This window comes from Mesorhizobium silamurunense, from assembly GCF_014843825.1.
In the GTDB taxonomy this organism is placed as follows: Bacteria; Pseudomonadota; Alphaproteobacteria; order Rhizobiales; family Rhizobiaceae; genus Mesorhizobium; species Mesorhizobium silamurunense.
On sequence record NZ_JHQR01000385.1, the window covers coordinates 1 to 8,763 of the forward strand.

The window sequence follows — 8,763 nt, forward strand, 5'->3', positions numbered from 1 at the left end:
AGGCGAGCGAGATGCGGGCCGCCTCGCGGTCGTCGCGCCGGTCGAAGGTGGCGACGGCGGCGATGTCGAGGCCCCTGCTGGTGAAATAGGTGACGAGGCCCCGGTTGATCTCGGGCGCATAAGGGGTCAGCAGGCCGATGCCCTTGGCGCCGAGCGCCCTGAAAGCGGCAAGCGCGCCGGTGACCGGCGTGGTGCAGGCGACGCCCGGCCGCGCCTTCCTGATCTCGGCGAAGACGGCCTCCTCGCCGAGCGTCATCGTGGCCGAGGTGCAGCCGAAGCCGACGACGTCGAGCGGAATGCTGGGCAGGATGAGTTCGACGGTCGGCGCGATCCGCGGGCCGATGGCGCGCAGCGTGTCGGGCGTGATGTCGTTGTCGTTGAAAAGACGCGCTTCGTAGAAGGCGACGCCCGGAATGCGCACCAGGGCGCGGAATTCATGCTCCAGCGTCTGGTCGGTGGCGAGGACCGCCAGGCCGATCGCCGCGCGCGAGGCAAGGCCGCCATCGAGCTCCGACGGCAACACGCCCAGATCGACAGGTTCTGGTGCCAGAGGGACAGAGGCGGCGAGTCCGGCAGACATGGCATTCCCCTTTTCAGTTGAGCAGCCCATCCATCGAGATGGCAGGCTGGCGGCCGGCGATCAGATCGGCGGTGATGCGGGCAGAGCCATGCGACATGGTCCAGCCGATATGGCCGTGCCCGGTGTTGAGATAGAGGTTGCCGAGGCGCCGCCGCCCGAATTCGGGCAGGTTGTTCGGCGTCATCGGCCTGAGGCCCGCCCACATTTCGGCGCGGTCGTAGTCGGCGCCTTCGGGGTATAGCTCCTGCGTCACGCCCTTCATGAAGGCGAAATCGGCCGGCTTGTGGCTGGTGTCGTAGCCGGCGAATTCCGCCGTGGCGGTGACGCGGATGCGGTCGCCGAAGCGCGAGATGGCGACCAGATTGTGCTCGTCGACGGAGGCGATGGTCGGCGGATGCGGCCGGTTGCCGACGGGAATGGTCAGCGAATAGCCCTTGATCGGATAGATCGGCAGGCCGATGCCGATCGTTTTTGCGATGAGCGGGCTGTAGGAGCCGAGCGCCAGCACATAGGCGTCGCCCTTGATGCTCCCCTTGTCGGTCAGCACCTGGGTGACGCCGTCGCCCGAGGTCTCGATGCCGGTGATGGTGGTGCCAGCGCGGATTTCGCCGCCGCGCTCGACAATTTTCGCCGCCAGCGCCCGGGTGAACTTCGCCGGATCGCCGGTCTCGTCGGTCGGGCAGTAGATGCCGCCGGCTATCCTGTCCTTCGCCGAGGCCAGCGAGGGGTCGAGCGCGACGACGCCGTCGCGGTCAAGCACCCTGATCTCCTGTCCGTCCGATTCCAGCAGCTTCATGTGCTCGACGCCTTTGTCGAGCGCCTGCTGGCTGCGGTGGAAATAGACGATGCCGCGATCGTTGCGGTCATAGTCGATCTGCTCGTCGGCAATGACCTCGTGCAGTACCGATTGCGAATAGGCGGCAAGGCGATGCTTGAGAAGCGTGTTGCGCCTGGCCTTCTCGGCCGTGCATTCCATCAGGAACAACCAGGACCAGCTGTAGAGCCTGGGATCGGCCGACAGCTTGAAGCGCAGCGCCTGGTCCTTCAGCACCAGCGACTTCAACAGGATCATCGGCGCCTTGGGCGAGGACCAGACGAAGGAATGGCCGGGCGCGATCATGCCGGCATTGCCCCAGCTGGTCTCGGCGGCGACCTGAGGCTGGCGCTCGAGGATAACGACCTCGTGCCCGTCCTTCTGCAGCTGATAGGCGGGGGTGACGCCGACCACGCCGCCACCCAACACGATCACGCGCATGACGCCTCCGGAGATCGCAAGCCGGCACAGTTTAAAGGGTAATCGGAAATTGCAAAGCCGGGACTTATGGGCCAGTCAGCCCTGCAATGCCTGTTCCAGATCGGCGATCAGATCATCGCCGTCCTCGATGCCGGCCGACAGCCGCACCAGCGAATCGGAAATGCCGATGGCGCCGCGTTTTTCGGCCGGAATCGAGCCATGCGTCATCAAAGCCGGATGCTCGATCAGGCTTTCCACGCCGCCGAGGCTCTCGGCCAGGGTGAAGAGCTGCGTGCGCTCCAGGAAGCGCTTTGTGCCGGCAAGGTCGCGGTCGAGATCGACCGAGATCATGCCGCCGAAGGCGTGCATCTGGCGCTTCGCGATCTCGTGCTGCTGGTGACTGGCGAGCCCTGGATAGATGACGCGGCGCACGTCCTTCCTGCCTTCCAGCCACTGCGCGATCTTCAGGCCGTTTGCCGAATGGCGCTCCATCCTGAGCGCCAGCGTCTTGATGCCGCGCAACGCCAGAAAACTGTCGAACGGGCCGGAAATGGCGCCGATGGCGTTCTGCAGGAATTTCAGCCGGTCGGCGAGGTCGTTGTTGTCGCCGACGACCGCCACGCCGCCGACCATGTCGGAATGGCCGTTCAAGTATTTCGTCGTCGAATGGACGACGATGTCGATGCCGAGCTCCAGCGGCCGCTGGATATAGGGGCTGGCGAAAGTGTTGTCGGCGACGGTGAGCAAACCTTTGCGTTTCGCGAGCGAAGCGAGGCCTTCGAGATCGACGATGCGCAGCAGCGGGTTGGTCGGCGTCTCGACCCAGAGCAGTTTTGTCTCGGGGCGGATCGCGGCGTCGACGGCGGCCAGGTCGGTGAAGTCCGCAAAACTGACCTGAAGGCCTGCCGAGCGCTTGCGCACCCGCTCCATCAGCCGGGACGAGCCGCCATAGATGTCGTCGGTGGCGACGATGTGGGCGCCGGCGTCGAGCAACTCCAGCACGGTCGAGATCGAAGCCAGGCCGGAGGCGAAGGCGAAGGCTTTCGTGCCGCTTTCGAGATCGGCCACGGCGCGCTCGAAGGCGAAGCGCGTCGGGTTCTGGCTGCGGGCATATTCAAAGCCCTTGTGCACGCCGGGCGACTGCTGGCCGTAGGTCGAGGTGGCGTAGATCGGCACCATCACCGCGCCCGTGGTCGGGTCGTGGCTCTGGCCGCCATGGACGGTGCGGGTGGAAAAAGCCAGGCGGTTCCTGCCGGATGTGGTCATTTTGCGCGGCGCCTCAGATGGTTGATCAGGTCGATACGGGTTATCAGGCCGATGAACTCTTCGCCATCGAAGACGATGGCGACCTCGTTGCGGTCGAAGACGGGCAGCAGCGCGTCGAGCGTCTGGCTGGCCTGCAGCGTGTGGAGCGTGGCGGTCATGGCCGTGCGCACCGGCGCGTTGAAGCGGTCCCAGCGGCCGTCATAGGGGCCGTCGACCTTGGCCAGGATGTCGCTCTCGTCGACGATACCGACCAGCTTGCCCTCGTCGAGCACCGGCAGCTGCGAGACGTCGGAGCGGCGCATGCGGCCATAGGCGTTGAGCAGGCTTTCGTCCGGGCCGACCCAGACCGTGTCGCCTGTGCGATGCGAGCGCATGACGAGGTCGCGCAGGTCGCCATGCTGCTCATGCTCGTCCAGGCCCTGCTCGGCCAGCCAGATGTCGTCGAACACCTTCGACAGATATTTGTTGCCGCTGTCGCAGACCAGCGTGACGACGCGCTTGGCGGTCGTCTGCTCGCGGCAATAGCGAAGCGCGGCCGACAAAAGCGTGCCGGAGGACGAGCCGGCGAGGATGCCTTCCTTCGACAGCAGGTCGCGCACCGCCAGCATGCTTTGCTTGTCGGGGATGGAATAGGCCTTCTTCACCAGCGACAGGTCGGCGTTGGGCGGCACGAAGTCCTCGCCGATGCCTTCGACGGTCCAGCTGCCGGCCTCTTCCATCTTGCCGGTCTTGATCAGCGGCGCCAGCACCGAGCCGACCGGATCGGCAAGCACCATCTCGGTCTTCGGCGAATGCCTGGCGAAATAGCGTCCGAGGCCGGTCAGCGTGCCGCCGGAGCCGACGCCGACGACGACCGCGTCGACGTCGCCATCGAGCTGGGCAAAGATTTCCGGCCCGGTGGTGGTTTCGTGCGCGAGCGGATTTGCCGGATTGGCGAACTGGTTGGCATAGAAGGCGCCCGGCAGCTCGGCGGCGATCTTCTCGGCCATGTCCTGGTAATATTCGGGATGGCCCTTGCCGACATCGGAGCGGGTCATGTGCACCTCGGCGCCTAAAGCGCGCAGATGCTGGATCTTTTCGCGCGACATCTTGTCGGGCACGACGAGAATGATGCGGTAGCCCTTGGGGATGCCGACCTGGGCGAGGCCGAGGCCGGTGTTGCCGGCGGTCGCCTCGACGATGGTGCCGCCGGGCTTCAGCCTGCCGTCCTTCTCGGCCGCCGCGATCATCGACAGCGCGATGCGATCCTTGATCGAGCCGCCGGGGTTCTGGCTTTCCAGCTTGATGAACAGCCGGCATTTGCCGGTGTCGAATTTGGTCAGCTCGACGACCGGTGTCTGGCCGATCAGGTCGAGCACTGAGGCGTAAGGCGGCCGCAACCGCGCCAGAGTGTTTTCCGCGCCGTTCGGCGCCGCTTTCCTGTGCACGCTCATCTCGGGCCCTCCATGGAAGCAAGTTCGACGCGGGGTGACTGACAATCTCGCGCATGATGCCGGCCGGAATCCATTCCGGCTTCACGCATCATGCACGAGCGTCTTTTCCAGCCCTTTGCCTCCGGAAAGAAGATAGATCGTGCCAATCCGGGGGCGAGTGGGGGAATGGAATTTCAAGACTGGGAGGCAACCAGCCGCGCAAGGGGCGACCCGGCCATATGGCCAGATTGCAGCGTCCGGCTTTGTCGGCAAAAGCTTCATAAGGGAGAGCGAAGATGAGCGTACGCGATGCCAATCCGGTCAATGCGCGCAAGCCCAGGCGCGTGGCGATCGTCATCGCCAATCCGGCCATCTCGACCACGACCGGCTGGCCGGTCGGCTTCTGGTGGAGCGAGCTCACCCATCCCTGGTTCGCCTTCACCGAGCGCGGTTACGAGGTCGAGATCTTTTCGCCGGACGGCGGCAAATGCGAGGCCGACGCGCTGAGCGATCCGCGCGATCCGTCGGGCTATTCGGAGACCGACCTCATTTCGCTCGGCTTCATTTCTAGCCCGAAACTGGCGGCCCTGGTCGACAATACGCGACCTGTGGCCGAAATCGACGTCGAGCGCTTCGACGCGATCGTCGTCGCCGGCGGCCAGTCGCCGATGTTCACTTACGAGCGCGCGACCGGGCTCCAGCAAGTATTCGTCGCCTTCCATGATGCAGGCAAGGTGGCCGCCGCGCTTTGCCATGGCACCGCCATCCTGCGCTACGCCATGCGCGCCGACGGAACGCCGCTTGCCGCCGGCAGGACAGTGACGGGCTTTGCCAATGTCGAGGAGGATTTCGCCGACAACGCCACCTGGGAGATGGGTGCGCTCGAACGCGGCAAGCATCTGGTGCCATGGCGGATCGAGGACGAGCTCAAGGCGATCGGCGCCAACTATGTCCAGGCCGGCCTGTGGCGCGGCTTTGCCGTGCGCGACGGCAATCTTATAACCGGCCAGCAGAATTTTTCCGGCGCCGAAACCGCGCGGGTCGTCTGCGAGGCGCTTGGCGGCTGATGCCTAACCCAACAACTGCTCGCTCAGCCTGGCGCACTGGACGCGGATGTCCGGGATGGCGTCGATCTCGAAGAAGGTGCCGCGCGTCAGCGGTCCGACGGCGAGGAGCTTCGACGACACCGTGCCGTCGGCCGCGATCAGCTCGCATCTGGCGGTGACGTCGAGGCCGAGGCGCAGCGGGTCGGGACGCGCCAGGGCGCGTTCGACCAGCGAGCGCACGACGCCGTTCGAGGTCTTCGAGATGTCGCGGGCAATGCCCATGCAGTCATAGATACGGGCGACCTCGAGCGTTTCGAGCGCCTGCGTGCCGCGCTGCTGGATCGTGACGGTGAAGCCTGGCTCGATGTCCACGACCCGGCCGGCGACGAGGCGGATGCGGCCAGAGCCGACAGCTTCCGTGACACGCTCATAGACTTCCGGCGCCATGCGATGGCGATGAATGTCCCACCAGGCCTTGGTGTGCTCGACGAAGCGGCGTTTCGCCGAGGACGGCCAGTTCTGCCAGATCTTTTGGTTGAAGGGTCTGAGGCCGTCGACCACGTCGCGCCAGTCGCCCCCGGCCTTCTGGTTCTCGCGGATCAGGTTGCGGAACCAGCCGACGAAATAGGAAAGCTGGGTGCCGAGCGGAATGTCGGCGACGTCGAGCTTGATCGGATTGCCCTTGCGGTGCGGCGAGGGCAGCAGGCCGCGCCGCGACACAGCTATGATCTCGCCGCGATGGCCGCGCTGCTCAAGCGACAGGAAGGCGTCGACCATGCTGAGGCCCGTGCCGAGCACGAGGACCGTGGCCTCGGGGTCGAGCGCGGTGTCGGCCTCCGAACCCATCCGGATGGCGCGGCCCTGGAAGGCGCCCGGCTGCTCGTCATGGCCGGTGGCGAGCACGGCGAGATGGCCGACGACGCTGGTGCCGTTGGCCAAGGCCACCTCGACGCCCGACGGGGTCGGCGAGATCGACAGGCTCTCCTCGCGGATCAGCCGCAAGCGACCGCTCTCGCGCTCGCGCTCCTCGAGATCGTCGAGCAGCTCCTTCAAGTAGCGGGCATAAAGGCTGCGCGGCGCGTAGAACGGTCCACGGTCCGGCTGGGCGAGGCCGCGCTCCAGCACCCAGCGCGCGAAATTGCCCGGGTCGTCGGCATAGGCGCTCATGCCGGAAGCGTTGACATTGAGCACATGCGCGGAGAGCAGCGTCGAATAGGCCATGCCCTGGCCGAAATGCGGTCGCTTCTCGATCAGCGTGACGCGCAGATCGGGGTTCGGCGATTTCAAAAGATGCGCGGCCAGCACGACGCCGCTGGCGCCGCCGCCGACAATGATGATGGAGTTGCCGCGTCCAACCATGGCTGAAATTCAGGAGCTATCGAGGGGCCGCGACCGAGCCTAGGCGGCCAGCGCCGGCCGCCATGACGCAGCCAATGCCGCAGCCGTCAGGCTGGTGCCGCGAACGACTGGCGGTATGCGGTTCAGGTGGTCGCGCATCGTTCTCTCTCCCTAATGTTGATAAGATTACTATACTAACCCGTTCGTACACGGAACCTCGTTTCAATTCCGCCGCTATCTGGGGCACGGATTTACCTGGGAAAGCTGACGGGAGGATTTTCGTTCGCTGCGGTGCTTCATCGCGCCAACCCGACAACGTCGGATGGATTGCTCCGCCACTCTCCGAAGCTGGGTCTCAAGATCCTCAGCCCACCCAGCCATCCACGACCGTCCTTTTGCGCTTCTGCCGCCGGTACCTAGCGACACTTTTCCAACAAAAGCCGTTCGGTTGGAAGGATTTAACTCTACAAACCCGATAGAATTAACCGACGATAGAAAGGCAATCCGGTTTTCTCTTTTGGTGGGAGCCTTTCATGTCAACCATTTCACGACGCATTCTGCTTCTGTCATCCGCCGCACTCGCGGGCGCTGCTTATCTCAGCCCGGCCGCGGCGGAGGATCTCAAGATCACCATCGGCTACCAGACGGTGGTCGAACCCTCGAAAGTGCCGCAGGCCGACGGCGCCTATGAGAAAGCGACCAAGGCCGCGATCGACTGGCGCAAATTCGATTCCGGCGCCGATGTCATCGCGGCGATCGCTTCCGGTTCGGTCGATATCGGCTATGTCGGCTCGAGCCCGCTGGCCGCGGCCGCCAGCCGCGAGCTGCCGATCCAGACCATCTTCGTCGTCGGGCTGATCGGCCCGTCGGAGGCGCTGGTCGCCCGCAACGGCGCCGGCATCGAGAAGGTCGCCGACCTTGCCGGCAAGAAGGTGGCGGTGCCTTTCGTGTCGACCACGCATTACAGCCTGCTTGCGGCGCTGAAGCATGAAGGCGTCGATCCGAAGTCGGTCGAGATCCTCAACCTCAGGCCGCCGGAAATCGCTGCCGCCTTCGCGCGCGGCGACATCGACGCCGCCTATGTCTGGGATCCTGCGCTCGGCCAGATAAAGACGTCCGGCAAGGTGGTGCTCGATTCCGCGCAGGTGGCGGCCTGGGGGGCGCCGACCTTCGACGCCTGGATCGTGCGCACCGACTTTGCCGACAAGCACCCGGAAGCGGTGCGCGACTTCGTCAAGGTGACCGGCGAAGCCTACGCCAAGTTCCTGGCCAAGCCGGACGCCTGGTCGGTGTCGTCGCCAGAGGCCGGCAAGATCGCCAAGCTCACCGGCGCGAAGCTCGAAGAAGTGCCGGAACTGCTCAAGGGCTATGTCTTCCCGCCGCTCGAAGAGCAGGCCTCGGACAAGTTCCTCGGCGGCGCCACGGTCAAGGCGGTCGCGGCGACGTCCGCCTTCCTCAAGGAGCAGGGCAAGATCGACGCCGTGCTGCCCGATTACTCGAAATACGTGACGACCAGATATGCCAGCGAGGCGCTCGCCTCGAACTGAGCTTTTCTCCACGCAATTCCGGAAGGAAGACCGCCTTTCCTGGAATTGCTCGGAAGCGCGGCCCTCTTCCCTGGCCTTGCGCTTGCCTGTCCCGGGACCGCTTACGAGGAGCGGCCTCGGGGCAGGCCCCTCGTTCGACGGAGGCCTGGATCCTGATGCCGCATCTCGCCCTCGACAAGGTCAGCGTCCACTATGACGGCCAGCCGGAACCGGCGGTCGAGCGTGTCTCGCTCGACATCGGCAAGGGCGACTTCGTTGTGCTGGTCGGCCGCTCGGGCTGCGGCAAGACCTCGCTGCTCAACGTCGCCGCCGGGCTGGTCGAGCCCGCGCGCGGCCGGGC

At 65.4% G+C, this 8,763-nt stretch carries 8 protein-coding genes; 3 read left to right on the forward strand and 5 right to left on the reverse strand.

The genetic code is table 11. The features are described 5' to 3' along the window. From DH10_RS34250 to DH10_RS34265, 4 genes are all read right to left on the reverse strand, one after another. A partial coding sequence (locus tag DH10_RS34250; RefSeq protein WP_192385855.1) for a maleate cis-trans isomerase family protein occupies window positions 1-580 on the reverse strand: 580 nt, incomplete at its 3' end. A gap of 13 nt (window positions 581-593) precedes the next feature. Next, window positions 594-1,835: a D-amino acid dehydrogenase gene (locus DH10_RS34255; protein WP_192385856.1), complete on the reverse strand. Its 1,242-nt coding sequence runs from the start codon at window positions 1,833-1,835 to the stop codon at window positions 594-596. Between the two features lie 75 nt (window positions 1,836-1,910). Further along, a complete protein-coding gene (locus tag DH10_RS34260; protein ID WP_192255131.1) occupies window positions 1,911-3,080 on the reverse strand; it encodes a trans-sulfuration enzyme family protein in 1,170 nt (389 codons plus the stop codon). Then, entirely contained in the window at window positions 3,077-4,513 is a 1,437-nt protein-coding gene (locus DH10_RS34265) for a pyridoxal-phosphate dependent enzyme (protein ID WP_192255129.1), read from the reverse strand. Before DH10_RS34265 ends, DH10_RS34260 begins: the two co-directional genes overlap by 4 nt. Window positions 4,514-4,788: 275 nt before the next feature. Between DH10_RS34265 and DH10_RS34270 the strand changes: the two genes are divergently transcribed. Further along, complete coding sequence (locus DH10_RS34270; RefSeq protein WP_192255127.1) at window positions 4,789-5,559, forward strand: type 1 glutamine amidotransferase domain-containing protein; 771 nt, start codon at window positions 4,789-4,791, stop codon at window positions 5,557-5,559. Window positions 5,560-5,562: 3 nt separating this feature from the next. Here the strand turns inward: DH10_RS34270 and DH10_RS34275 are convergent, their stop codons facing one another. Next, a complete protein-coding gene (locus DH10_RS34275) occupies window positions 5,563-6,897 on the reverse strand; it encodes an FAD/NAD(P)-binding protein (protein WP_192255125.1) in 1,335 nt (444 codons plus the stop codon). 512 nt (window positions 6,898-7,409) lie between these two features. Between DH10_RS34275 and tauA the strand changes: the two genes are divergently transcribed. Both tauA and DH10_RS34285 read left to right on the forward strand, forming a co-directional pair. Beyond that, a complete protein-coding gene (gene tauA / locus DH10_RS34280; RefSeq protein ID WP_192255124.1) occupies window positions 7,410-8,423 on the forward strand; it encodes a taurine ABC transporter substrate-binding protein in 1,014 nt (337 codons plus the stop codon). A 155-nt stretch (window positions 8,424-8,578) separates the two neighbouring features. Beyond that, window positions 8,579-8,763 (forward strand): ATP-binding cassette domain-containing protein (locus DH10_RS34285; RefSeq protein WP_192385857.1); only part of this gene is annotated, 185 nt, incomplete at its 3' end.